This is a genomic window from Listeria monocytogenes (genome assembly GCF_013282665.1).
Classification (GTDB): Bacteria; Bacillota; Bacilli; order Lactobacillales; family Listeriaceae; genus Listeria; species Listeria monocytogenes_C.
The window spans coordinates 1,110,012-1,134,558 of the sequence record NZ_CP054041.1 but is presented as its reverse complement, the minus strand read 5'-3'; the positions used below and the strand labels follow the sequence as shown (position 1 = coordinate 1,134,558).

The window sequence follows — 24,547 nt, the reverse complement described above, 5'->3', positions numbered from 1 at the left end:
AAATAAAGAGAGGGCTAATTTACATGACTGAAAATACAACTATTGCTAAACGAATATTGCAGTTTAATGAGGCGCTTAGGAATAGTTCGTTTGATTTGCCGGAGGGGTACCGCGCAGTTAATCCCTATTCTGGAGATCAAAGCGAACTAGTGGAAAAAATAACAACGGCATTTTATCAGAAATATTATAATGATACTAAACCGCGCCGAATAATACTTGGAAGTTCTCCCGCGCGGAGAGGTTCTGCTGTGACAGGTGTCCCTTTTGAAGACGCGAAACACCTTCAAAACGAAACTGGTATTTTTATTGATGAATTTTATATAAACCAGTCTTCCTCAGATTTTTTATATGATGTTATGACAGAATACGGGAGTTGTGAGCAATTTTATACTGACTTTTACATGAATTTTGTCTGTCCACTTGGTATTGTACGCACGAATGCAAAAGGCAATGAAGTTAATTGCAACTATTATGAGAATAAGAAACTTCAAACCGCGCTGAAGTCATTTATACTAGAGTCCATCCGCCGTCAAATAGATTTTGGGATAGATACTTCAGTCTGCTACTGCATTGGCAGTGGCGAGAATTTTCATTTTTTATCGAAAATAAATGATGAGCATCATTTTTTTGGTACAATCATACCTTTGGAACATCCACGTTTTATTATGCAATATAATTCTAAAAATAAAGATGTTTATATGAAAAAGTATCTTTGCGCTTTAAAAAGTTGATGCTGAACTAAAAAAGAACTCCTCAACGAAAGAGAGATTCTTTTTCATTCATTAATCTCCTTTAAATCCAACCTCCATCAGCTTCTCTGTATCTTTAAATCGTTTTTCCGCAGTTCCCGCATCTAGGACAATCGAAATCACACGTTTTCCTCCACGTTCAGCTGTTCCAATAAAGCAATAGCCTGCTTCATCTGTAAATCCAGTTTTCAGCCCATCTAATCCTTGAATCGAACCGAGTAAGTCGTTCGTGGATTCGAGTTTGGCGCCTTCATCAGTGGTGACGGTGGGTTTGGAAGTTGTCTCTAACACTTCAGGATGAGTGGAAATTAATTTAGATGATAGCAAAAATAAATCCTTTGTGGTAGAAACAGCCGTCTTCCCGTCAACATCCAGTCCGCTAGCACTGACAAAATTGGTGCTACTCGACATGCCTAATTTTGTAGCCTGTCTATTCATTTCTTTTGGAAAATCAGCTCCGTCTAAACGGTCCCCTAGTGTTTCTGCGGCGTCATTTGCAGACATGGTGAGCATAGCGCTGTATAAATCCCTGACGGACCATGTTCTTTTTTGTGTAATCGCGTAAAGGGAGACAGCGGAAGGATCATCCAATCGAACAAGGTCAAGTGTTTCATCCCATGCTAATTCATTGTTATCCACAGCCTCTAAAACTAAAAAGGCTGTCATTAGTTTGCTTAAACTTGCAATTGGCATTACTTTATCGGCGTTTTGTTCATATAACGGGTTGCCATTTTCGACTGAATAAACCGCGGCGGCATCTGCTGACAAGTAAAGATTTGGTTGCTTCGTGGAACAGGATGAGAGCAGTAGTAGCCCCATTAATAGTACCCAAGTTAGTTTATGTATTTTCATTTTTTCTCCTCCTTTTAACTTTAGTATAGATAAAAAGAATTGAGTTAAAGCCAAGGAAGTGGAAGGATAAGTTAAAGCTTTAACGAGAAAATTTAAGTTTTCTTAACTAGTAGAGATAAAACTATTGTTATTCACATGTGGATAAGTTAAAATAGTAGGGATGAATTTTTATTAATGGTTTTTCTGTGGATATGTTAATAAGTCTATGGATAACCTTCAAAATACTAACAATTTAATTGCTTTGGTCAAAGCGGAGCGTAAGTTGTTGAAAATGCACAAAATCATGTGCCAAAATTTATTCAAAATAGGATAAGGCTTATTTGAGCTGAACTTCTAATGAGAAAGGATGAGTAAAGAATGGAATTTGATACTATTGCTGCAATCTCAACACCGCCGGGAGAAGGGGCCATTGCTATTATTAGATTAAGCGGTCCAGAGGCGATTCAGATAGCGGATCGTATTTTTTATGCCAAAAATAGCTTAAGTGAAGCGGAAAGTCACACCATTCACTACGGTCACATAAAAGAAGACGGCGAAGTGATTGAGGAAGTAATGGTCACAGTTATGCGTGCGCCGCGTACTTTTACACGGGAAGATGTGGTAGAAATCAACGCGCACGGCGGAATTGTTTCCGTGAACCGCGTGTTGCAACTGTTACTTCGAAATGGCGCCAACCTAGCTGAACCAGGTGAATTCACAAAGCGCGCCTTTTTAAATGGAAGAATTGATTTATCGCAAGCAGAGGCTGTGATGGATTTAATTCGCGCTAAAACAGACCGGGCGATGGGCGTTGCAATTCGGCAAATGGACGGCAATCTTTCACGGTTAATCCGCAATTTGCGTCAAGAAATTTTGGATGCATTAGCGCAAGTCGAAGTAAATATCGACTATCCGGAGTACGATGATGTGGAGGAAATGACCCAGCGAATGCTACTGGAGAAAACCGAGCTAGTTCGCGCTTCCGTCGAGCAACTTTTACAAACAGCAAGCCAAGGGAAAATTCTCCGCGAAGGATTGGCAACGGCTATTATCGGTCGACCAAATGTTGGGAAATCATCCTTGCTTAATCAATTAATTCAAGAAGAAAAAGCGATTGTCACTGATATTGCTGGAACGACGCGAGATATTATAGAAGAATACGTCAATGTTCGCGGTGTTCCGCTACGTTTAATCGATACGGCCGGAATTCGTGAGACAGAAGATATTGTGGAAAAAATTGGTGTAGAACGTTCAAGAAAAGCCTTGGCGGATGCCGATTTTATCCTGCTAGTATTAAATCAAAACGAAGAGCTGACAGTGGAAGATGAAGCGTTATTTGAAGCAGCCGCGGGTCATAATTATGTGGTCGTTTTAAATAAAACAGATTTGGAAACAAAGCTTGATATAGATAGAGTGCGTGAACTTGCAGGGGAAAACCCGATTGTTTCCACTTCTCTAGTAAACGATGAAGGTTTAGAGGCTTTAGAAGAAGCGATTAAAACACTATTTTTTGCGGGTGACATTGATGCGGGTGATGCAACCTATGTATCGAACGTTCGACACATTGCGCTCCTTCACCAAGCACTTGAAGCTTTAAATGGCGTTACAACAGGGATTCAACTCGGTATGCCAGTGGATATTGTCCAGATTGATATGACTCGTGCATGGGATTTACTAGGTGAAATTACTGGTGATTCTGTCCAGGATGAATTACTCGATCAGCTGTTCAATCAATTTTGCCTTGGAAAATGATTTTTTAGGAGATGTTTTTATAAAATGCAAACCTATGATGCAGGAACTTTTGACGTCATCGTTGTTGGTGCAGGCCATGCGGGTGTAGAAGCAGGCCTTGCCAGTGGTCGAATGGGTGCCAAAACGCTGATGTTAACGATAAATTTAGATATGGTCGCTTTTATGCCATGTAATCCTTCTGTTGGAGGTCCAGCAAAAGGCGTGGTTGTGCGTGAAATTGATGCTCTTGGTGGCGAAATGGGTCGCAACACGGATAAAACGTACATCCAAATGCGGATGCTAAATACTGGTAAAGGCCCGGCTGTTCGTGCATTACGTGCTCAAGCAGACAAATGGGATTACCAACACGAAATGAAACACACAATTGAAAAAGAAGAAAATATCACTTTGCGCCAAGGACTTGTTGACCGTTTAGTGATTGAAGATGGCGTGTGTAAAGGCGTTATTACAAACAGTGGCGCAATTTACTACGCGAAAACAGTTGTTATTACTACCGGAACTTTCTCACGTGGTGAAATTATTGTCGGTGAACTGCGCTATTCCAGCGGTCCAAACAACCAACAACCTTCTGTGAAACTTTCAGAGCATCTGGAAGAACTAGGTTTTGAACTACGTCGCTTTAAAACAGGAACACCCCCGCGTGTAAAATCTAGTACAATTGACTACTCAAAAACAGAAGAACAACCGGGTGACGACCATCCGCGCGCATTTAGCTTTGATACGGTGGAAATGTTGCTTGACCAACTACCTTGTTGGTTAACTTATACCAACGAAACAACCCACGAAATAATCCAAGCGAATTTACACCGTTCACCAATGTTTACAGCAACGAAAAAAGGCACTGGCGCAAGATATTGCCCATCCATTGAAGATAAAATTGTTCGTTTCAGCGACAAACCAAGACACCAAATCTTCCTTGAACCAGAAGGCAAAAATACCGAAGAAGTATATGTCCAAGGTCTTTCCACCAGTTTGCCAGAAGAAGTGCAACGTGAAATGTTAAGAACTATTCCTGGACTTGAAAATGTAGAAATGATGCGTGTTGGCTACGCTATCGAATATGATGCAGTAATGCCAGATCAACTGTGGCCATCACTTGAAACTAAATTAGTCGAAGGTCTTTTCACAGCCGGCCAAATTAATGGTACAAGTGGCTATGAAGAAGCAGCCGGCCAAGGCTTAATGGCAGGAATCAATGCTGCTCGTAAAGTCTTTGAAAAAGAACCAGTTATCCTTGGTCGCGACCAAGCTTATATCGGCGTTTTAATTGACGATTTAGTAACAAAAGGAACCGAAGAACCATATCGTTTACTTACATCTCGTGCCGAATACCGTTTACTATTACGTCATGATAATGCAGATTTACGTTTAACAGAAATCGGTCATGAAATCGGCTTAATTAGCGACGAACGTTATGAACGCTTTTTAGCAAAACAAAGTGCCATTGAAGCAGAAAAAGAAAGACTACAAAAAACACGCATTAAACCAACTGCTGAAGTCCAAGCAATGCTAAAAGAAATCGGCTCAGGCGAGCTAAAAGACGGAATTCTAGCAGCAGATTTACTTCGCCGTCCCGAAATAACTTACGACAAGATCGCCCAAATTGTTTCACGTGAAACATTTGTAACCGACGAAATCGCTGAACAAGTAGAAATTCAAATTAAATACGAAGGCTATATCCAAAAATCCAACCTTCAAGTAGAAAAAATGAAACGCATGGAAGACAAGAAAATCCCAGAAAACATCGATTATGATGCAATCAGCGGCCTCGCAACAGAAGCCCTAGAAAAATTAAAGAAAATCGAACCCCTTTCCATCGCCCAAGCTAGCCGTATCAGCGGAGTAAACCCAGCCGATATATCTATTTTGCTAGTTTATATTGAGCAAGGAAAAATAGCTAAAATAAGTAAATAAGAACACGGATTACTATAATAACTGAAACCACATGTTCACGAAAACTTCAAACTTACCGTCTAAGTTGAAAGTTTCCGTTGGATAATGTGGTTTTTTCTTATTTTTAATTAAGGTAGAATGGTATTACATAAAAGAAGACATACTGCAGAGGTGAATGTGTGAAAAAGAGATGGATAATACTATTTGGAATTGCAATAATGATTATTTTTGGTTTAGGGGTAAAATTTTATATGGATGAAGAGAAATTAAATAAAGAAATGATAAATGTTGTTTATAGTGATGAAGCGAAAAGTGTTTTTGAAAATGGATTGAAAAATTTGGATGCTAAAGCATTGACTGGGAAGGGTGTAATTAACACATATGAAATTGATAAGAAAAGTATCAAACAAAACCCTATGGGAGGAATAAATGTTACTTTGCATGTTAATGGAGATTCTGATTTATATGTTTTTTTTACATTGAATAAAGCTGATGACAAAAAACTAATTGATGATGGTGGCGGAAATTCTGCAAAATTAGAAAAATTATTAGACAACTAAGAAAATAAAAACAGAGGTGAATGTGTGAAAAAGAGATGGATAATACTATTTGGAATTGCAATAATGATTATTTTTGGTCTAGGGATAAAATTTTATATGGATGAAGAGAAATTAAATAAAGAAATGATAAATATAGTTTATAGTGGTGAAGCGAAAAATGCTTTTTACACAGACTTAAAAGATTTAGATACAAAAGCATTTACTGAAGAAGGCGTAATTCAATCATATGAAATTGATGAAAAAAGCATTAATCACAATCCTATGGGAGGTATTAATGTTACGGTAATCATAAACGAAAATCCAGAATTGTATATAAAATACACTTTGGATAAATTTAATGGCAAATTAGAGTGTGGAAGCGCAAGTATAGCTGGAAAACTTTCCAAGCTGTTAGGACGTTGGGAAGAAAATAAATAAGCAAAAAGACTGAAAAAAGAAGACGAAAATTTCTAACATATAATAAAACTAACCCATAGATAAAAAGGCTTACAGCAGAGGTGAAGATTTGAAAAAGAAATTGATAATACTATTTGGAATTGTAATAATGATTATTTTTGGTTTAGGAGTAAAATTCTATATGGATGAAGAGAAAATGAATAAAGAAATGACGAATGTGATTTATAGTGATGAAGCGAAAAAGGTATTTGAAGTCAGATTGAAAGCCGCGGATGCAGATGTTTTTACAGAAAAAGGTGTAATTCAATCGTATGAAATAGATAAGAAAAGTATAAAGAAAAATCCAATGGGAGGAATCAATGTCGAGTTAATAATAAATAATGATTCAGAGATGGATATAGAATATACTATGGACAAATTTAATGGACAACTAAGGTGCGGAGGAGCAAGTATCTCTGAAAAACTTGCAAAACTATTAGGTATTTGGAAGTAAAATAAATAAGCAAAAAAAACTGAAAAAAGAAGGCAAAAAATTCTTATATATAATAAAACTGACCTATAGATAAGAAGTCATACAACAGAGGTGAAGAGTTGAAAAAGAGATGGGTAATAGTACTAGGAATTACAGTAATGACCATTTTTGGTTTAGGAGTAAAATTCTATATGGATGAAGAGAAATTAAATAAAGAAATGATGAATGTGGTTTATAGTGATGGAGCGAAAAAGGTATTTGAAGTTAGATTGAAAGCCGCGGATGCAGATGCTTTTACAGAAAAAGGTGTAATTCAATCGTATGAAATAGATCAGAAAAGTATAAAGGAGAATCCAATGGGAGGAATCAATGTCACTTTAATTATAAACGGAAATCCAGAATTATATATAAAATATACTATGAACAATTTTAATGGAGAATTGAGCGGTGGAGCTTCAGTTACATCGGGAAATCTTGATAAACTTCTTATGGACTAGAAGAGAGTTAATGAATTACGCCAATACTAATCATTGATTTTAAAAAAGACTGAAAAAATCTAACAAATGATAAAATAGACCTGCAGAGAAAAGGTCTTACAACAGAGGTGGAGCGTTGAAAAAGAGATGGGTAATAGTACTAGGAATTACAGTGATGACCATTTTGGGTTTAGGGGTAAAATTCTATATGGATGAAGAGAAATTAAACGAAGAAATGATGAATGCAGTTTATAGTGATGAAGCAAAAGAAGTATTCGAAAAGAGGCTGACAAACTTGGATGCAAAAGCATTCACGAAAGAAGGTATAATTCAATCATATGAAATTAATAAAGAAAGTATAGTGAGAAATCCAATGGGAGGAATCAATGTTACTTTAATTATAAATAAGGATTTAGAGTGGTATATTACTTATACTTTGGGAAAATATAATGGCAAATTGGATGGTGGGAGTGCTAGCATCTCTAAGGAGCTTACAAAGAAATTGGAACTTAAGGGGAGTTAAGATAGTCCAGCCAATACTAACTAAGAAATTAAACAAACGTTAAAAGACTGAAAAAAAAGAAAGTGAAAATTTCTGACATGTGATAAAATAGACCTACAAATAAAAAGCATACATACTGAGGTGGAGAGTTGAAAAAGAGATGGATAATAATACTAGGAATTACAGTAATAACCATTTTTGGTTTAGGGGTGAAATTCTATATGGATGAAGAGAAATTAAACGAAGAAATGAAGAAAGTGGTTTATAGTGATGAAGCAAAAGAAGTATTCAATGATGATATAAAACTTATTGATACAAAAGCATTCACAAAAGAAGGTATAATTCAGTCATATGAAGTTGAGGAGGAAAGTATAGAGTCTAATCCAATGGGCGGAATTATAGTTACATTAGTTATTAACAAGGATCCTGCTTTGAAGTTAACATACACTTTGAATAAACATAACGGAAGTCTAAAAGGCGGTGGCGCTAGTATTTCTAAAGAGCTTACAAGAAGATTAGGGCTTTTGGAGGGATACAAATGAGTCAATCTCATACAGATCAAGAAAGAGTTAAGTTAGCAGAAAAAGAATATCATAAAATGAAATCGGGTGAAGCAGTAAATATTCCCGCAACTAATGGGGGGATTAAAACCATCGGAATCGTATCCCAAAAAATCAACAACAAATCAACCGGGGAACAATCCTACATCATCACAGACAAATACACGCCACCCACAGCCTCCATCAGCGAAAGAAACAAAGTAAAAGAACTAACAATCCTTTACAAAGGCTCTACGGCACCTGCTAATGGAAACCTTAATGTTCCAAAACATCCAGATTATAAAGATGTGAGGAAGGACTGGTTAAGTAATGATATTCCAACCGCAGTCCAAATCACAAATGGCGGAGGATCCACAGTAACACCCCAACTAAAAACCTCCGCAGAAACCTTAAAACAAACCATGAAACTCTACCCAAACGCTCAAATCTACGTATACGGTCATTCTCTAGGCTCCATGAACGCCCAGTACGCTATCGCAGACTTAGATAAAAAAGACATCAAACGCATCAGCGGGGGTTTCTTCTACCAAGGTCCGAATATCTACTCCAATCTAACGCCAAAACAACAAGATACCGTAAAAGCAATAAACGCTTTAGATAGATTATTTAATTTTGTTGATAGGAAGGATTATGTGCCAATTGGTTATGGTATCGGAGACCCGGCAATTGGTCATTTAATAGAGGTTGAGTCGAAAAAAGCTGGTATGGTTGAGCAGCATATGTGGGGTGGTTATCAATTCGATGAAGATGGAAATGTCCTAACAAATAAAGAAGGAAGCTTGCGATTAGCCAAATACGCAACAGCCCAGCAATTAGCAGCAATCAATATCATGCGAACCAGTTTTTCAAAAAGTGGTGGCGCCCTATCTTCATCGGAAGAAATATTCTTAGATGCGGCAGAGGGGCTCGCGATTACACAAGGAATGAAGCAAACGATTCAAGGCGAAATAAAAGACTTAAAAGATATGTTTGATAAAGCAATCGAGAACGCCGAAGAGTTGTGGCGGGACACACTTTCAGACGCAAGAGACATCGGTTCCAAGCTATCTGAATCAGAAATCCTAAACGCGCTCGCACTTGGCAATGTAACAGAATCAAAAATTGTGATAGACACAGTGCAAGACTGCGAAAAATCATTAGCCGAAGCAACCAAAATAGAACAAGAATATGATAAATTGCTAGTACAAATCAACGAAGCCATAAAAAGCCAGCTAAAAACCGACCAAGAATTAGCCAAACAAATAGGGAGCATGTATGGATAAACAAAGACAACTATTGCTAAAACTAGAAAATTTGGATGAAGCGTTTAATAGAAAAAGACGACAATTAGACGAAGCGATGGACGACGCATTCCAAGAAAAATGGCGTTTTAAACAAGAACTTGAAAATCTTTCTGAAAAAATCAGGTATATCTATCAAAAAAGAGATTATGACGCATCAGAAGATTTACCAAAAGCCTACCATTTAATCAGTTCTATCCAAGAAGAAGGCGAATGGATGGTAAAAAAGACAGTAACACATTTAGAAAATGAGTCCGAAGAACACCAAACCCTTTATAAGAAGCAAGTGACTGCTTATGAAGAAGAACTACATCAGCTGAAAAAGGAACGTGATTGATACCATGATAGATAAATTAAGAGCGGATTTGTTGGAGTCACGAAAAAGCCTAGAAATAAACCTTATTTGGATGTTTGTGGCTAGACAAACCTACACCGCGTCAGAAAACCGCAAGCAAATGTTAAAAATGATGAAGCAGGACAAAATAGAAGATATAAAAAGCAATTGTACAAGTTACATAGACGGGCTTTCCACTACCGCAAAAGGCAAATGGGTTACAAAGGCCAAAGTGAGTTTTAAAGAGAATGCCAACAAGTTCGATCATTGTTAAACGTAATACGAACTTGCTAAAAAGGACGAAAATACTTATACTTGAAAATAATGAGCTAAAATATACGGTATAAGCCAGTTTAAAAGTATAAACCAACACGTTCCAACATCCTAAACATGGCAAAATCGCGATAATAAAGTGAGGAAAAAACATGAACCCAGAACAATTCCAAACAGCACTTGCTGAAAAAGGAATAGAATTAAGCGACACGCAACTAAAACAATTCCATGATTACTTCGAAATGTTAGTAGAATGGAACGAAAAAATGAATTTAACGGCCATTACCGACGAAAAAGAAGTGTACTTAAAGCACTTTTACGATTCCATATCAGCTGCATTTTATGTTGATTTCATTAAGTTCGATACGATTTGTGATGTCGGGGCTGGCGCTGGTTTTCCAAGTCTCCCAATCAAAATCTGCTTCCCACATTTAAAAGTGAGCATCGTGGATTCTTTAAAAAAACGCATGACTTTCCTTGACGCGCTAGCAGAAAAATTAGGCCTAACGGATGTGCATTTTTATCATGATCGCGCTGAAACATTTGGTCAAAACAAAGCGCACCGCGAAAAATACGACCTTGTAACCGCACGTGCTGTAGCAAGAATGAGCGTATTATCCGAGCTTTGCATGCCACTTGTCAAAAAAGGCGGTTCGTTCCTTGTAATGAAAGCAGCCCAAGCCGAACAAGAGCTGCAAACAGCCGAAAAAGCCATCAAATTATTTGGCGGAAAAGTCGATGAACACTTCTCTTTCTCCCTACCAGTAGAAGAAAGCGAGCGCAATATTTACGTTATCACAAAAACAAAAGAAACTCCCAACAAATATCCGCGCAAACCAGGAACACCCAACAAATTACCAATCGAATAAGTTAAAAAAGTCCTTTCAAGCGAAAGGACTTTTTATTTTTAACAGCAACGTCATTTTTTAAAGCTAGTTTCCATAAGCAACCACACCTAGATATGAAAATCATTTTCATTTAATCGATATTGATAAAATCATTTTCTTATGATATAGTCTGTTTGAAAACGCATACTTTACACTGAAACACAGTATAGAGGAGGAGTATCAGTGGGCAATTCTGTTATGAAAAAAATCAAAGGCGGGTTAGTGGTTTCCTGCCAAGCTTTAGAAGACGAACCACTTCATAGTGCATTTATCATGTCAAAAATGGCTCTGGCCGCAGTTCAAGGTGGTGCTGTTGGCATTCGAGCAAATACGGCAAAAGATATTCGTGCAATTCAAAGTGAGGTAGACGTCCCCATTATCGGCATTTACAAAAAAGACTATGCGGATTCGGACGTATTTATCACACCCACTTTAAAAGAAGTCAGAGAAATATGTGAAACGGGAGTAGAAATTGTTGCAATGGATGCGACAACGAGAAAAAGACCACATAACGAAGACCTACAAGACATACTAAACGCCATTCGAAAAGAGTTTCCAAACACGCTTTTCATGGCAGATACAGGCAGTATTGAAGATGTTTATTACGCTGATTCCCTCGGTTTCGACTTAATTGGCACAACACTTTACGGCTACACTGAGGAAACAGCGAATAAAAATATCAGCGACGACGATTTCTCCCATTTGAAAGAAGTTTTGAAAAGTACGAAGCGTCCAGTGATTGCAGAAGGGAAAATCGACTCGCCTAGTAAAGCACGACAAGTTCTTACGTTAGGTTGTTATGCCGTTGTTGTTGGCGGCGCAGTAACTCGGCCACAGGAAATAACCACCCGCTTTACAAACGAAATCCAAAAAATTCAAGAAGAAAGAGGTAAGTGATATGACAAAGCAAATCAAAGTTGGCGTAATTGGCGTTGGACAAATGGGGCAGTATCATGCAGAAATTTACCAAAAACTTCCGCAAGTAGAATTAGTAGCAATTTGTGAGTACAACGATGAAAGACGTGCCGAAATGGCAGAAAAATTTCAGTGCAAAGCATACAAAGACTACCACGAACTTCTAGCAAATACGGAGATTGAAGCTGTGAGCATTGTTTTACCTGATAATATGCACCGTGATTGCGTGGAAGAAGCCGTAAAATACAAAAAACATATTTTACTCGAAAAACCACTCGCAAAAGAGCTCGAAGACGGAAAAGCAATGTATGAACTAACCAAAGACTACGACAAAGTGTTTACAGTTGGCTTTTTACTAAGATTTGATCCTCGTTTTAATATGATTAAACAGCGCCTAGATAACGGCGAATTGGGTGATATTATTCATCTTTATTGTCGTCGTAACAGCCCAATTACCGGGCCAAAGCGTTACATAGGTGCTTCTGATTTAAGTATGCACGTAATGATTCACGATATCGACTATATCAACTGGTACATGGATAGCGAGCCAGTCAAAGTTATCGCCAAAAGCCGCAGTGTGTTGCTAAAAGAATACGGCATGAATGATGTGATTTATGCCATTGTTACGTACGAAAATGGCGCAATTGCTTGCCTTGAAGCTTGCTGGGTCTTGCCAGAAAACTCGCCAACCATCATTGACGACAAACTAGAGTTAGTTGGTACAAAAGGCGTAGCGTATGTAGACTCATGCGATCACGGTGTTCGTTTTGTTAGTGAAAAAGGAGTTTCTTACCCTGATTCAAGACACTGGTATTACACAAATGGCGAAGTTTCCGGCGACTTAGCTGAGGAAGTAATGGCATTTATTAATAACGTTGCGAATAACACAAAATCAATTATTACACCAAAAGAAGCGTATGACTCCTTACGAGTAGTAGATGCGATTGAACGTTCGATTGCTGAGGGGAAAGAAGTATCACTATAAAATAGCGCCACACATATGATTGGAGGGGGAAATATGTCTATTCGGGTACATGTACAAAAGTTTGGGAGTAAGCTAAGTGGTATGGTCATTCCGAATTTAGGAGCTTTTATGGCTTGGGGTATTTTAACGGCAATTGGGGTGGCTACAGGCTCTGAAATGTTAAAAGGGTTCATCGCACCAATGCTAAATTACTTGTTACCACTTCTGATTGCTTTTGCTGGAGGTCGAGCGGTTCACGGTTACCGAGGCGGAGTTATTGGTACTGTTGCAACAATGGGAGCAATTATTAGTTCGGATATAACCATGTTTATCGGCGCAATGATAATGGGGCCGCTCGCAGCTTGGATACTCAAAAAATTTGATGAACGTATTGATGGGAAAATACCAGCTGGATTTGAACTATTAGTTAATAACTTTTCGATTGGTATTATCGGGGCAGGTTTAGCGCTATTTTCTTATGTTGCGATTGCTCCAATGGTCGAAGCTGTAACAAAAGTATTAGCAAGTGGTGTCGATGTATTAATTAATAATCATTTATTGCCACTAACGGCTTTAATTATTGAGCCGGCCAAGGTCTTATTCTTAAACAATGCGATTGGTCAAGGTATTCTTAGTCCACTAGCCACTTTGCAACTCGCAGAAACAGGGAAATCAGTGCTTTACTTACTAGAATCAAACCCTGGACCAGGACTTGGAATTTTACTTGGCTATATGTTCTTTGGCAAAGGAAACTCCAAAGCATCTTCCTACGGGGCAAGTGTTATTCACCTATTTGGTGGTATTCACGAAATTTACTTCCCATTCGTTTTAATGAATCCTATTCTTATTTTACCGCTAATTCTTGGTGGTATGACAGGAACATTTATTTTAACAATGACAAATGCGGGTCTTGTTGGTGTAGCTTCTCCTGGTAGTATTATCACAATCATGATGATGGCAGCACCAGGCGATCACATTAAAATCCTTATTGCGGTGCTATGTGCGGCACTTGTTACATTCATTACCGCGATTCCATTTATTAAACGCATGGGTAACAAAGATTCTGAACTACAAGACGCAGCGAAGAAAATGGAAAGCCTTAAAGGCAAAAAGAGCAGTATTTCCTCCGTTTTCGAATCTACAGTAGATGATTTTAATTTTAAAAATGTTAAAAGAATCGCTTATGCTTGTGATGCGGGACTTGGATCTAGTGCGATGGGAGCGACTGTGCTACAGAAAAAAATCAAAAATGCTGGCTTAGACGACATTAAAGTGTTCCACATTGCCATCCACGAATTGCCAACCGAATGCGATGTGGTGGTGACGCATAAATCCCTTATCGACCGAGCCAAAGAAAAGCAACCAGATGCATATTATGTAGAAATAACGGATTACCTCGGTGCACCAGAATATCAAGAACTGATAGATAAAATAGTTGCAGACCGAGAACAAAAGAATTAACTTATTTGTAAGCGCTTCTTTTTTAGGAGCGCTTTGAATAGTAAAGTGGGTAGGAGGAAAATGATGTTAAAAGCAGTTGTGATGGATTTTGATGGAATTGTTATTGATACAGAAGTAGTTTGGTACGAAATTTTTAAAGATTGGTTTAAAACAAAACAACATTATGATCTTTCTATTGAGGAATTTTTACAGTGCGTCGGATCTAATGTGGACGATTTATTCCGTGAATTAAATGAGACGCAGCAAATGGATATTAATCGCCAAGCATTCGAAGCAGAAACACAAGCAACTTTCATTGAAAATAGCAAAAGTTTACCGGCCAAAGAAGGCGTGGAAAGCTTTATTCGTGAATTAAAAGAACGTGGATTAAAATTAGCACTCGCCACATCATCGCAGCGACCAAAACCGCTCTATCATTTGGAACGACTAGGCTTGCTAGAATATTTTGATGCGATTATTACAGCGGAGGATGTTACACGAATCAAGCCAGAACCAGATTTGTTTTTAGAAGCTTTGAGAGCACTGGATGTTAAGGCGTCGGAGGCTCTTATTGTGGAAGACTCGCGAAATGGTCTTTTGGCGGGAAATAGTGCGGGTGTCAATGTTCTTGTCATTCCAAATGAAGTAACAAAACATAGTGACTTAACCCCGAATTATTTGGAGCGAGAATCATTAGCGCAGGTAGATTTAACAGAAATAATGGCGGAATATAATAAATAAGGGGGCGCGAGCATGTTATTAGACCGAGTTACTTTAGAAGATATTGAGGTAAATTTAAAAGCAGAAGACTGGCGCGAAGCCATCCAAACGTCAGCAAGACTTTTACTAGAACGAGGAGCTATCAAAGAGAGTTATATTGACGGAATGATTCAAAGTGTAGAAAATAATGGACCATATATAGTGATTGCTAAACATATCGCCCTAGCGCACACACGACCAGAATTCGGCGTCATTCGCGGTGGCCTAACTTTTGCAACATTGGCTAATGGCGTGGCTTTTGGAAGCGACATGTTCGACCCGGTGAAACTAGTTATTACCCTTGCGGCAACAGACTCAGAAAGCCATTTAGAAGTATTGTCAGAGCTTGCAGAAGTGCTCATGGACGAGGAAAAGGTAACCCGTTTAATCGAAGCAAATTCAAGCCAAGCGTTTTACGATGAGTTAACAAAAGAAGGATAATACTTTCACTAAAGAGGTGAAGAAATGGAAAATTATCTTTGTGTTGATATTGGTGGAACGAGTATCAAATATGCTAAATTTAATCAGGAAGGTAAGCGGGTGGGCGAGCTTAAGTCTTGTGTGACGCCTATAACTGACGGAGCGAATCAAATCATGCCTGCGCTTATTCGGATTGTCGAACAAGAAAAAACGGATGTAGCAGGCGTCTGTGTGGCCTCTGCGGGTGTTGTGGATTCTGTGAAAGGCCAAATTATTTATGCTGGATATACGATTCCCAAATACACTGGAACTGAAATAAAAGCAGAACTAGAGCACCGATTTAACCTTCCGTGCGCAGTGGGAAATGATGTAAATGCAGCCTGTCTTGGCGAGTTTTGGTTGGGTGGAGCACGGGGGCGTGGGAGCGTGCTCTGTTTGACAATTGGAACCGGAATCGGCGGAGCAATGTTACTAAATGACAAACTAATAAATGGATCGTCTTTTACAGCATGTGAAGTGGGCTATATGCACCTTTCGCAAGGCAGGTTTCAAGATGTGGCTTCAACAAAAGCATTAATTAAACAAGTAGCCACACGAAAAAATATGGATATAAATGCACTAAATGGTCATCAAATTATGGAATGGGCCTATAACAGAGATGCGGATGTACTGATCGAACTAGAGCAATGGATTGAGAATTTAGTGGAAGGTGTAGTAAACTTAATCTATATTTTCAACCCAGAAGTGATTGTGCTCGGTGGTGGATTAATGGAAGAAGAGTCGTTCTTCAAACCACGTCTAAAGGCGGCTATATCAGCCAAATTAATCTCACCGATGTTCGATACAGCAGATATTACTTTCGCAAAGCTGGGAAATGAAGCAGGGATGATTGGTGCGCTTTATCATTTCTTAAACCAGAAAGAGGCCGAAAAAGATGACGATTTTAAATGAAATCCAACAAAATTACAATCGATTACCGAATAAAGAAAAACAAATTGCGAAGTATATTTTAGAAAATAGTGATGAACTCAAGAATATTAATATTAAAGAGCTAGCTGAAGAAACCGGTACGTCCATTTCGACGATAACGAGGTTTTGCCGCCATGTGCGCTGTGATAGTTTTGTTGATTTGAAAATGCGGGTTAACACAGCAGCCACAATGGTTCCGTCGCTTGGTTACGATGATCTTTTTGAAGAAGTTTATTCATTTTACCATAAAGTGATTGATAACACGGTGAAGCTGATTGAGCCGGCCAAAATCCGCGAGGTTGTACATTATATTCAAGAAGCCAAACGTGTCTATATTTGCGGAGTAGGAAGTTCGGGTCTCACTGCTGTTGAAATGTCACAGCGCCTTATTCGGATGGGGTTAAACGTCATTAGCGTCAATGATCCGCATATGATGATTATTACCAGTTCGATTACTACAAAAGAGGATTTCGTTATCGGCATCTCCAATTCAGGGAACACCCCAGAGCTAGTCACAGCGCTAAAAATCGCTAAGAAAAATAAAAGTAAAGTAGCCACATTCACTAGCTTTGAAAATAGTGAAATGACGGAGATTAGTGATGTGACCATCCCGGTTTATAATACTTTATTCGTAAGCAAACACTATTTCGCCAATAGCCAGTTTTCGATTATGTATGTAATGGATATTATTTCCATGATGCTACTGCAAAACGAGTCTTACCGCGATAAAATGGAAAAAACTATCAATACCGTTACCGATGAATTTCATTAAGAAAATAGATAGAACTGTGGATTTTTAGCAGCTCTATCTATTTTTTTCACATTTAAACGACAGAATAAGCGTGTTTTTCTTTGGCATTTCTGCTAAAATAGTTTAAGAGACTTGCGGATAGCTACATAATATATTAAGAAACCCCAAGATGTTCCGGAAAGGAAGGACCCAGATGCCTTTTTCACGTTTATTTGGAAAAAAAGAGAAGAATCAAATGGATGATACAGATAATATAGTAGAAGAAGGAGTACAACGCGTACAAGAACTTCCTATGGATAAAATTTTCCCGAACCAATTTCAACCACGGACAGTATTTGATCAAGATAAGATTAATGAACTTGCTCGAACTATCCGGATTCACGGTGTTATTCAGCCGATTGTGGTTAGAGAAATGGAACCGGATTATTATGAAATCATTGCAGGCGAGCGTCGTTTTCGTGCTGTGCTTTCTTTAGAAATGGAAAAAATTCCAGCAATTATTCAGAATTTAGATGATGAAGAAGTAGCTGCGATTGCCTTAATCGAAAACTTGCAACGTGAGGAATTAACGCCAATTGAGGAAGCAAAAGCATATCGGAGTTTACTGGACATGCAAGAGGTCACTCAAGAAGCACTTGCGCAGCGTGTTGGGAAAAGCCAATCTGCTATCGCCAACAAAATGCGTCTTCTAAAACTACCAGAAACGGTTCAAGAAGCTGTACTTAACAAACAAATTTCTGAGCGCCATGCTCGTTCGTTGCTTGCGTTAGAAACAGAAGAACAACAAGTAGCCCTTTTAGCCGAAATTGTCGAAAACCACTGGAACGTCAAACAAACCGAAGCAAGAATTCAAGAAATTTTAGGTGTAAAGAAGCCAGTAGCTACTAAAAAACCAAAACCAAAACGCCAAGCTATTAGTCGTGACGTGCGAATCGCTATGAACACGATTAAACAATCGGTTACAATGGTCAAAGATAACGGAATGGACCTAGATTTCACCGAAGAAGAGACAGATGATTTCTATCAAATCACCATTCAAATTCCTAAAAAGAAATAAGAGGTGTAGCAGTGAGGTTTTTGAAGATAATTGGACATGCAGTTGGTGTCATCAGCTGTTTGATGGTACTTCCATCTTTCGTAATAGCGATTACAAGTGCACTTTTAAGCTTTAATCCATTATATATTACTTATTTTTTCACCAGCCCTTATGCCCGAGCGGTTGCCGTGGCAGAAGAGTCCGGTTGGGGAAGTGGATTTAACATTTTATTAGTTAATTACGGGGCATATCTCATCGCGTTTGGCTATACTTTCTTTGCGATAGTGAAGATTTATGGTTGGTACCAAATAGCGAAAGAAGTTAAAAAATAGTTATGAAACCTGCTTATTGAAGCGGGTTTTTTATTTTCAAAAAGAAAAACAACTCAATTTGAGTGGAATTGGTTTATTTTATAAAAATTAGAGAAAATAAGTGCAATTTTGAACAGAAAAAAGTACAATAGAATTAGGTAAAGTTGTAAAGGAGGGAGTGATTCACTCAACTCTGGGTGGTATCACGAAACGAATGGCAAAAATCATTTTTGTGAAAGACGAACAAAATGAGTTCCAAGCGTATGATTTCTTACAAAATTTAATTGTGGAAGAACCGCTAATGGCCACTTTAGTATTTCAAGGCCTGCTACAATTAGAAACAGCAGAAACGAGAAAACTTAGTACAGGGAAACAAATTCTCCCCGATGTACATTTAATCATCGGAAAAAGTCAAGCTTATTCCCTGCAAACCACTCGTGTAGAAACAACTGTAGACCAACCAATTCAAGAGATGAAAGCACATTTTAAAGATAAAAATTGTCGATTAATTTACTTCACTGCATTTAGTGGAGATGAAACCTATTATTGCTTCGTTAAAGGTTATTTTAAAGATAAAAACCCGTTCACGGATCACATGAGCTCATACCGTGAAGAAGTAAAACGTGTATTTTTACGCCGTATTGAAGCAGAAACAAGCATTGGTAATTCAGATTATCAATTTGAAACACTGAAAAATAAAGCCTTAGAAAATGAAGGCATTGCTCATTACTTAGATAGTTTTTCAGCAAGCCTTGGTAAATATATTTTCTCTAAACGAATGGAGAAGAAATGGTCGCAACTAGATTTAGCGTTGAAATCAGATTTATCTCCGGTCATTATTGGTCGTTTAGAAGCCGGAGATCCGGATTTAACTCTTAGAATGTATCAGAAGGTCTGCACAGTTCTAGGCGTGAAGACAACATTCTCTGTAGATTGAAGATAGAAAAGTAATCAGCTTAGGTTGGTTGCTTTTTTATTTTAAAATGTTTCACGTGAAACATTTCTAGTTTTCAAAACGTTATTTTCATCATTTTTAAGCTTTCAAAACACGAATTTCAATTTATTTTTACTTTTTGTAAGACTAAATGAAAATCTTTTGGTAGAATAGAAGATAAAAGAACCGGAAATCTCGGTACAAAATAAGGGTTGGTGAAAAAGATTGAGCAAAGTGATTGCACTAGCAAACCAAAAAGGTGGGGTTGGTAAGACGACATCATCTGTGAATTTAAGCTCGAGCCTAGCTTTTTTAGGTAAGAAAGTGTTACTAGTTGATATTGACCCACAAGGTAATGCATCAAGTGGGGTTGGTGTTAACAAAGGTGAAATTGAACATTGTATTTATGATGTACTAGTTGATGATGTAGCCATTCAAGATGTGTTGCAAAAGACAGACTTGGATAATTTAAATGTTATTCCAGCTACAATTCAACTTGCAGGTGCTGAAGTAGAGCTAGTTCCAGCTATCTCACGTGAAATTAGATTAAAAAAAGCAATCGACTCAATCCGTGATGATTATGATTATGTGATTATTGATTGTCCGCCATCACTCGGGCTTTTGACTTTAAACGCATTAACAGCAGCAGATTCTGTTTTGATTCCTGTTCAATGTGAATACTATGCGCTAGAAGGTTTAAGCCAGCTATTAAACACAATAAGAATCGTTCAAAAACATCTAAATGAAGATTTGCAAATTGAAGGTGTTTTACTAACAATGCTTGATGCGAGAACAAATCTAGGTATTCAAGTAATAGAAGAAGTGAAAAAATACTTCCAAAATAAAGTATTTAATACTATTATTCCACGTAATGTACGTCTAAGTGAAGCACCTAGTCATGGAAAACCGATTTTGTTATATGATGCAAAATCGAAAGGTGCAGAAGTTTATTTAGAATTAGCAAAGGAAGTGGTTGCACATGGCTAAGGGTCTAGGTAAAGGAATCAATGCACTATTTAATAATGTAGATACGAATGAAGAAACTGTACAAAATATCGCTATAAAAGATATTAAGCCAAATCCATATCAACCACGTAAAATCTTTGATACGAAAGCAATCAATGAACTACGTGACTCCATTAAAATTCACGGCGTTTTACAGCCAATAATTTTAAGAAATACAGATAAAGGATATGAAATTGTTGTTGGTGAACGTAGGTACCGCGCAGCAAAAGAGGCTAAACTAAAAGAAATCCCAGCAGTTGTACGTGATTTAACGGAAGAAGAAATGATGGAGCTTTCTGTCATTGAAAACTTACAACGTGAAGATTTATCTCCACTTGAAGAAGCGGAATCATATCAGTTCCTTATGAAAAAATTGGGCTTAACGCAAGCAAAATTAGCAGAACGCGTTGGGAAAAGTAGACCATATATCGCTAACTTTGTTCGTCTTTTGACATTACCTGAAGAAGTTCAAGTAATGTTACGTGATGGTTCATTGTCAGCCGGACATGGCCGAGTGTTACTAGGTTTGAAACTTAAGAAAAATATTATCCCAACAGCTAAAAAAGCTGTGGCGCAAGGGCTGACAGTACGGCAACTAGAAGATGTAGTTAATAACCTAAATGAAAATGTTTCACGTGAAACAATTAAACCAGCTAGAGTTCCTATTTTTATCCGTGAAAGCGAAAACCAATTACGTGATAAATTTGGAACAGCAGTTTCGATTAAACGTCGCGATAAAAAAGGTAAGATTGAAATTGAATTTTTATCTGATGATGATTTAGATCGCATTTTAGAGATTTTAGATATTCAGTTTGATGATGAATAGGTTGTGATGTTTATGGAAAAAAAGCATTTCGATTTAAATGATGTTGTAGAAATGAAAAAACCGCATCCTTGTGGTACCAATCGGTTTAAGATTATACGCATGGGGATGGATATTCGGATTAAGTGCGAAGGTTGTGGTCATAGTGTGATGATTCCCCGCCGCGAATTCGAACGAAAAGTGAAGAAGATTTTAGTTAAAGCTGAACAAGAATAAAAAAGGCCGCTTCTAAAAAAGAAGTGGCCTTTTTTATGATGTGAAAAACATCTTAGAGATAATATATAAGCCTTTTAGTTGAAGTTTGTCTATTCCTTCTTTAAAATATAAATAGTATCATTTAATAATTATTATAAATAAAAATGATATAAAATGGTTATGGAGGTATATACATATGACAGATAGAAAGAATTTAACGACGAATCAAGGTGTACCAGTTGGTGACAACCAAAATTCGATGACGGCGGGACGTAAAGGACCAACTTTGATAGAAGATTATGTGCTTATTGAGAAATTGGCGCATTTTGATAGAGAGCGAGTACCAGAAAGGGTTGTACATGCTCGTGGTGCTGGTGCGCACGGGAAATTTGTTACTAAAAAAAGCATGAAAAAATATACAATGGCTAAATTTTTGCAAGAAGAAGGAACGGAAACAGAGGTTTTTGCTCGTTTTTCAACAGTAATTCATGGACAACATTCTCCAGAAACCTTACGTGATCCACGCGGTTTCTCCGTTAAGTTTTATACAGAAGAAGGGAATTATGATTTTGTCGGAAATAATTTGCCGGTATTCTTCATTCGTGATGCGATTAAGTTTCCGGATGTTATTCATTCCTTGAAGCCTGATCCACGTACAAATATTCAAGATGGCAACCGTTACTGGGATTTCTTTAGCCTTACACCGGAAGCTACGACGATGATCACATACTTATTCAGTGATGAAGGGACGCCGGCTTCTTACCGCGAAATACGTGGCTCTAGTGTTCATGCGTTCAAATGGATTAACGAAGAAGGCAAAACAGTCTATGTAAAACTGCGCTGGATTCCAAAAGCGGGAATCGTGAATCTTTCGACGGAGCAAGCTTCTCAAATCCAAGCAAAAGAATTTAACCATGCAAGTCGTGATTTGTATGAAGCAATCGAAAATGGAGATTATCCAGAATGGGATTTATATGTGCAAGTGTTGGATCCGAAAGACTTGGATAACTTTGATTTTAATCCATTGGATGCAACAAAAGACTGGTTTGAAGATGTATTCCCATATGAACACGTAGGGACAATGACGCTAGACCGCAACCCAGATAATATTTTTGCAGAAACAGAATCCGTTGGGTTTAACCCTGGTGTACTTGTACGCGGAATGCTACCTTCTGAGGATCGTTTGTTGCAAGGCCGTCTATTCTCTTATTCAGATACGCAAAGACATCGCGTGGGGCCAAACTACTTACAACTCCCAATTAACAGCCCGAAAGCGCCTGTCGCGAACAACCAACGTGATGGTCATATGCCTTTTAAACAACAAACGAGCTCTATTAATTATGAACCAAATAGCTATGATACGGAACCGAAAGAAAACCCAGCATTTATCGAACCGGAGCAGGAAATCCGTGGTGATGTGGCTGGTCGTCTGATTGCTGAAAAGCCAAATAACTTTGGTCATGCAAAAGAAGTATGGGATCGCTATTCAGATGCAGAACGTGCTGCACTCGTGAAAAACATTGTCGATGATTGGTCTGCAGTGCGTGAAGATATTAAAATCCGAAACTTACGTAATTTCTATCAAGTAGATCCAGAATTCGCTAGTCGGGTTGCTGCGGGAACTGGTGTTAACCTTGAAGAGCATGTGGCAGATTTAAAATAAGTGAAATGAAAACGGAAATCCTCTTTAGGGTTTTCGTTTTTTGGTGGGTGGCTTTTTGTTTGAAAAACCTTTATAATATACGTTAGTGAAAAAATGTCTATTTGACAGGCATTTTCAAAATGAAGTTAATGAAAAGGAGTTTATATATAATGGCACTTACAGCTGGTATTGTCGGGCTTCCTAATGTTGGGAAATCGACACTTTTTAATGCAATCACAAAAGCAGGAGCAGAGGCTGCGAATTATCCGTTTGCGACGATTGACCCTAATGTAGGAATTGTTGAAGTTCCTGACCACAGATTAAACAAACTAACGGAACTTGTAAAACCGAAAAAAACCGTTCCAACAACTTTTGAATTTACAGATATCGCCGGAATTGTAAAAGGTGCTAGTAAAGGGGAAGGACTTGGAAACAAATTCTTATCCCATATTCGTCAAGTAGATGCGATTTGCCATGTAACTCGTTGTTTTGACGATGAAAACATCACTCACGTAGAAGGCCGAGTAGACCCACTAGACGATATTTCAACAATTAACTTAGAACTTATCTTAGCGGATTTAGAAACAGTAGAGAAGCGTATTGGACGCGTTGAGAAGCTGTCTAAACAAAAAGATAAAGATGCTGTGGCTGAATATAACGTTTTAGTTAAACTACGTGAAGCATTCGAAAATGACAAACCAGCTCGTGCGATTGAATTTAACGAAGAAGAAGAGAAAATCGTTCGCAACCTTTTTTTACTTACAAGAAAACCAGTTTTATACGTTGCAAATGTAAGTGAAGAAGATGTTTCTAGTCCGGACGATAACAAATATGTACAGCAAGTACGCGAATTCGCTGCGAGTGAGAACTCCGAAGTTATCGTTGTTTGTGCTCGTGCCGAAGAAGAAATCGCTGAACTTGAAGACGAAGATAAGCTAGAGTTTTTAGAAGCGCTTGGAATTGAAGAATCTGGTTTAGACCAATTGATTCGTTCTGCGTATACATTGCTTGGCTTAGCAACTTACTTCACAGCAGGCGTTCAAGAAGTTCGCGCTTGGACATTCATCAAAGGTATGAAAGCTCCACAATGTGCGGGCATTATCCATACAGACTTCGAACGTGGATTCATTCGTGCCGAAGTTGTCGCATACGATGCTTTACTTGAATACGGCTCAGAGCAAGCTGCCAAAGAAGCGGGTAAAGTACGCTTGGAAGGTAAAGAATACGAAATGAAAGATGGAGATGTTGTTCATTTCCGTTTTAACGTTTAATATGTTTCACGTGAAACAATCTTTTGACAAGTAAATGTGTCGAAAGATTGTTTTTTTGTGGAATTTAGTCACAAATTCTACAAAGTCTATAAATACAAGGGTGCTATAATAAAAGTGTGTTAAATAAATGAACTTTTAGGAGTGTAA

The 24,547-nt window shown here is 38.0% G+C and carries 29 protein-coding genes; 28 read left to right on the top strand and 1 reads right to left on the bottom strand.

The annotated features are described in order from the left end of the window. Positions 1–23 precede the first annotated feature (23 nt). Positions 24–731: an SMUG2 DNA glycosylase family protein gene (locus HRK21_RS05785; RefSeq protein ID WP_003739997.1), complete on the top strand. Its 708-nt coding sequence runs from the start codon at positions 24–26 to the stop codon at positions 729–731. 51 nt (positions 732–782) lie between these two features. Here HRK21_RS05785 and HRK21_RS05780 read toward each other — a convergent pair whose 3' ends face one another. Next, positions 783–1,601 (bottom strand): D-alanyl-D-alanine carboxypeptidase PBPD2, encoded by an 819-nt coding sequence (locus HRK21_RS05780; protein WP_070006470.1) that lies wholly within the window; start codon positions 1,599–1,601, stop codon positions 783–785. Positions 1,602–1,958: 357 nt separating this feature from the next. On the opposite strand from HRK21_RS05780, the gene mnmE reads away from it, so the two are divergent. The 27 genes from mnmE to ychF all read left to right on the top strand — a co-directional run bounded on the left by mnmE (position 1,959) and on the right by ychF (position 24,400). Further along, on the top strand, positions 1,959–3,332 hold the full coding sequence (gene mnmE / locus HRK21_RS05775; RefSeq protein ID WP_003725840.1) for a tRNA uridine-5-carboxymethylaminomethyl(34) synthesis GTPase MnmE: 1,374 nt from the start codon (positions 1,959–1,961) through the stop codon (positions 3,330–3,332). Between the two features lie 24 nt (positions 3,333–3,356). Continuing rightward, positions 3,357–5,246, top strand: a complete 1,890-nt coding sequence (mnmG, locus tag HRK21_RS05770) for a tRNA uridine-5-carboxymethylaminomethyl(34) synthesis enzyme MnmG (RefSeq protein WP_003725839.1) — start codon at positions 3,357–3,359, stop codon at positions 5,244–5,246. A 158-nt stretch (positions 5,247–5,404) separates the two neighbouring features. After that, positions 5,405–5,785, top strand: a complete 381-nt coding sequence (locus HRK21_RS05765; RefSeq protein WP_070006471.1) for a DUF1310 domain-containing protein — start codon at positions 5,405–5,407, stop codon at positions 5,783–5,785. A gap of 24 nt (positions 5,786–5,809) precedes the next feature. Further along, positions 5,810–6,202 (top strand): DUF1310 family protein, encoded by a 393-nt coding sequence (locus HRK21_RS05760; RefSeq protein WP_070006472.1) that lies wholly within the window; start codon positions 5,810–5,812, stop codon positions 6,200–6,202. Between the two features lie 88 nt (positions 6,203–6,290). Further along, positions 6,291–6,674 (top strand): DUF1310 domain-containing protein, encoded by a 384-nt coding sequence (locus HRK21_RS05755; RefSeq protein ID WP_070006473.1) that lies wholly within the window; start codon positions 6,291–6,293, stop codon positions 6,672–6,674. Between the two features lie 98 nt (positions 6,675–6,772). Next, the gene (locus tag HRK21_RS05750) at positions 6,773–7,150 is read left to right on the top strand and encodes a DUF1310 domain-containing protein (protein ID WP_069887490.1); all 378 of its coding nucleotides are present in this window, start codon (positions 6,773–6,775) and stop codon (positions 7,148–7,150) included. Between the two features lie 115 nt (positions 7,151–7,265). After that, positions 7,266–7,652 (top strand): DUF1310 domain-containing protein, encoded by a 387-nt coding sequence (locus HRK21_RS05745; RefSeq protein ID WP_069887488.1) that lies wholly within the window; start codon positions 7,266–7,268, stop codon positions 7,650–7,652. A 128-nt stretch (positions 7,653–7,780) separates the two neighbouring features. Next, entirely contained in the window at positions 7,781–8,173 is a 393-nt protein-coding gene (locus tag HRK21_RS05740; RefSeq protein ID WP_070006474.1) for a DUF1310 domain-containing protein, read from the top strand. Beyond that, on the top strand, positions 8,170–9,453 hold the full coding sequence (locus HRK21_RS05735; RefSeq protein WP_070006475.1) for an Mbeg1-like protein: 1,284 nt from the start codon (positions 8,170–8,172) through the stop codon (positions 9,451–9,453). Before HRK21_RS05740 ends, HRK21_RS05735 begins: the two co-directional genes overlap by 4 nt. Next, on the top strand, positions 9,446–9,808 hold the full coding sequence (locus HRK21_RS05730; RefSeq protein ID WP_069887485.1) for a hypothetical protein: 363 nt from the start codon (positions 9,446–9,448) through the stop codon (positions 9,806–9,808). The genes HRK21_RS05735 and HRK21_RS05730 overlap by 8 nt, the downstream gene beginning before the upstream one ends. Positions 9,809–9,812: 4 nt before the next feature. Next, entirely contained in the window at positions 9,813–10,079 is a 267-nt protein-coding gene (locus HRK21_RS05725) for a hypothetical protein (protein WP_069887484.1), read from the top strand. 151 nt (positions 10,080–10,230) lie between these two features. Then, positions 10,231–10,947, top strand: a complete 717-nt coding sequence (gene rsmG, locus HRK21_RS05720) for a 16S rRNA (guanine(527)-N(7))-methyltransferase RsmG (protein ID WP_070006476.1) — start codon at positions 10,231–10,233, stop codon at positions 10,945–10,947. A 201-nt stretch (positions 10,948–11,148) separates the two neighbouring features. Beyond that, positions 11,149–11,862, top strand: coding sequence for an N-acetylmannosamine-6-phosphate 2-epimerase (locus HRK21_RS05715; RefSeq protein WP_070006477.1), 714 nt, complete (start codon positions 11,149–11,151; stop codon positions 11,860–11,862). Position 11,863: 1 nt separating this feature from the next. Continuing rightward, positions 11,864–12,865: a Gfo/Idh/MocA family protein gene (locus HRK21_RS05710; protein WP_003722159.1), complete on the top strand. Its 1,002-nt coding sequence runs from the start codon at positions 11,864–11,866 to the stop codon at positions 12,863–12,865. 33 nt (positions 12,866–12,898) lie between these two features. After that, positions 12,899–14,305: a PTS mannitol transporter subunit IIBC gene (locus HRK21_RS05705; RefSeq protein WP_003739985.1), complete on the top strand. Its 1,407-nt coding sequence runs from the start codon at positions 12,899–12,901 to the stop codon at positions 14,303–14,305. A 63-nt stretch (positions 14,306–14,368) separates the two neighbouring features. Beyond that, positions 14,369–15,025 (top strand): HAD family hydrolase, encoded by a 657-nt coding sequence (locus tag HRK21_RS05700; RefSeq protein WP_003739984.1) that lies wholly within the window; start codon positions 14,369–14,371, stop codon positions 15,023–15,025. Between the two features lie 12 nt (positions 15,026–15,037). After that, positions 15,038–15,484, top strand: coding sequence for a PTS sugar transporter subunit IIA (locus HRK21_RS05695; protein WP_003739983.1), 447 nt, complete (start codon positions 15,038–15,040; stop codon positions 15,482–15,484). Between the two features lie 24 nt (positions 15,485–15,508). Further along, complete coding sequence (locus HRK21_RS05690) at positions 15,509–16,414, top strand: ROK family protein (protein ID WP_070006478.1); 906 nt, start codon at positions 15,509–15,511, stop codon at positions 16,412–16,414. Then, complete coding sequence (locus tag HRK21_RS05685; RefSeq protein ID WP_070006479.1) at positions 16,398–17,204, top strand: MurR/RpiR family transcriptional regulator; 807 nt, start codon at positions 16,398–16,400, stop codon at positions 17,202–17,204. Before HRK21_RS05690 ends, HRK21_RS05685 begins: the two co-directional genes overlap by 17 nt. 172 nt (positions 17,205–17,376) lie before the next feature. Beyond that, a complete protein-coding gene (gene noc, locus HRK21_RS05680; protein ID WP_069887481.1) occupies positions 17,377–18,240 on the top strand; it encodes a nucleoid occlusion protein in 864 nt (287 codons plus the stop codon). An 11-nt stretch (positions 18,241–18,251) separates the two neighbouring features. Beyond that, entirely contained in the window at positions 18,252–18,551 is a 300-nt protein-coding gene (locus tag HRK21_RS05675; protein ID WP_009919330.1) for a hypothetical protein, read from the top strand. A 157-nt stretch (positions 18,552–18,708) separates the two neighbouring features. Continuing rightward, positions 18,709–19,467, top strand: a complete 759-nt coding sequence (locus tag HRK21_RS05670; RefSeq protein ID WP_009919329.1) for a helix-turn-helix domain-containing protein — start codon at positions 18,709–18,711, stop codon at positions 19,465–19,467. Between the two features lie 222 nt (positions 19,468–19,689). Beyond that, positions 19,690–20,451 carry a ParA family protein gene (locus HRK21_RS05665; protein WP_003722150.1) on the top strand — a complete coding sequence of 254 codons (762 nt, stop codon included), beginning with the start codon at positions 19,690–19,692 and terminating at the stop codon, positions 20,449–20,451. Further along, complete coding sequence (locus HRK21_RS05660; RefSeq protein ID WP_070006480.1) at positions 20,444–21,295, top strand: ParB/RepB/Spo0J family partition protein; 852 nt, start codon at positions 20,444–20,446, stop codon at positions 21,293–21,295. Before HRK21_RS05665 ends, HRK21_RS05660 begins: the two co-directional genes overlap by 8 nt. Positions 21,296–21,301: 6 nt before the next feature. Further along, positions 21,302–21,508, top strand: coding sequence for a DUF951 domain-containing protein (locus HRK21_RS05655; RefSeq protein WP_003728659.1), 207 nt, complete (start codon positions 21,302–21,304; stop codon positions 21,506–21,508). Between the two features lie 175 nt (positions 21,509–21,683). After that, complete coding sequence (locus HRK21_RS05650; RefSeq protein WP_069887479.1) at positions 21,684–23,150, top strand: catalase; 1,467 nt, start codon at positions 21,684–21,686, stop codon at positions 23,148–23,150. Positions 23,151–23,299: 149 nt separating this feature from the next. Beyond that, the gene (gene ychF, locus HRK21_RS05645) at positions 23,300–24,400 is read left to right on the top strand and encodes a redox-regulated ATPase YchF (RefSeq protein WP_003722138.1); all 1,101 of its coding nucleotides are present in this window, start codon (positions 23,300–23,302) and stop codon (positions 24,398–24,400) included. The last annotated feature ends 147 nt before the right edge of the window (positions 24,401–24,547 follow it).

Bases quoted from the DNA above. Each gene is read 5' to 3' on its own strand.
- HRK21_RS05785 (WP_003739997.1), top strand. From the start codon at position 24: ATGACTGAAAATACAACTATTGCTAAACGAATATTGCAGTTTAATGAG.
- HRK21_RS05780 (WP_070006470.1), bottom strand. From the start codon at position 1,601: ATGAAAATACATAAACTAACTTGGGTACTATTAATGGGGCTACTACTG.
- mnmE (WP_003725840.1), top strand. From the start codon at position 1,959: ATGGAATTTGATACTATTGCTGCAATCTCAACACCGCCGGGAGAAGGG.
- mnmG (WP_003725839.1), top strand. From the start codon at position 3,357: ATGCAAACCTATGATGCAGGAACTTTTGACGTCATCGTTGTTGGTGCA.
- HRK21_RS05735 (WP_070006475.1), top strand. From the start codon at position 8,170: ATGAGTCAATCTCATACAGATCAAGAAAGAGTTAAGTTAGCAGAAAAA.
- HRK21_RS05730 (WP_069887485.1), top strand. From the start codon at position 9,446: ATGGATAAACAAAGACAACTATTGCTAAAACTAGAAAATTTGGATGAA.
- HRK21_RS05725 (WP_069887484.1), top strand. From the start codon at position 9,813: ATGATAGATAAATTAAGAGCGGATTTGTTGGAGTCACGAAAAAGCCTA.
- rsmG (WP_070006476.1), top strand. From the start codon at position 10,231: ATGAACCCAGAACAATTCCAAACAGCACTTGCTGAAAAAGGAATAGAA.
- HRK21_RS05710 (WP_003722159.1), top strand. From the start codon at position 11,864: ATGACAAAGCAAATCAAAGTTGGCGTAATTGGCGTTGGACAAATGGGG.
- HRK21_RS05705 (WP_003739985.1), top strand. From the start codon at position 12,899: ATGTCTATTCGGGTACATGTACAAAAGTTTGGGAGTAAGCTAAGTGGT.
- HRK21_RS05700 (WP_003739984.1), top strand. From the start codon at position 14,369: ATGTTAAAAGCAGTTGTGATGGATTTTGATGGAATTGTTATTGATACA.
- HRK21_RS05695 (WP_003739983.1), top strand. From the start codon at position 15,038: ATGTTATTAGACCGAGTTACTTTAGAAGATATTGAGGTAAATTTAAAA.
- HRK21_RS05690 (WP_070006478.1), top strand. From the start codon at position 15,509: ATGGAAAATTATCTTTGTGTTGATATTGGTGGAACGAGTATCAAATAT.
- HRK21_RS05685 (WP_070006479.1), top strand. From the start codon at position 16,398: ATGACGATTTTAAATGAAATCCAACAAAATTACAATCGATTACCGAAT.
- noc (WP_069887481.1), top strand. From the start codon at position 17,377: ATGCCTTTTTCACGTTTATTTGGAAAAAAAGAGAAGAATCAAATGGAT.
- HRK21_RS05660 (WP_070006480.1), top strand. From the start codon at position 20,444: ATGGCTAAGGGTCTAGGTAAAGGAATCAATGCACTATTTAATAATGTA.
- HRK21_RS05655 (WP_003728659.1), top strand. From the start codon at position 21,302: ATGTTTATGGAAAAAAAGCATTTCGATTTAAATGATGTTGTAGAAATG.
- HRK21_RS05650 (WP_069887479.1), top strand. From the start codon at position 21,684: ATGACAGATAGAAAGAATTTAACGACGAATCAAGGTGTACCAGTTGGT.
- ychF (WP_003722138.1), top strand. From the start codon at position 23,300: ATGGCACTTACAGCTGGTATTGTCGGGCTTCCTAATGTTGGGAAATCG.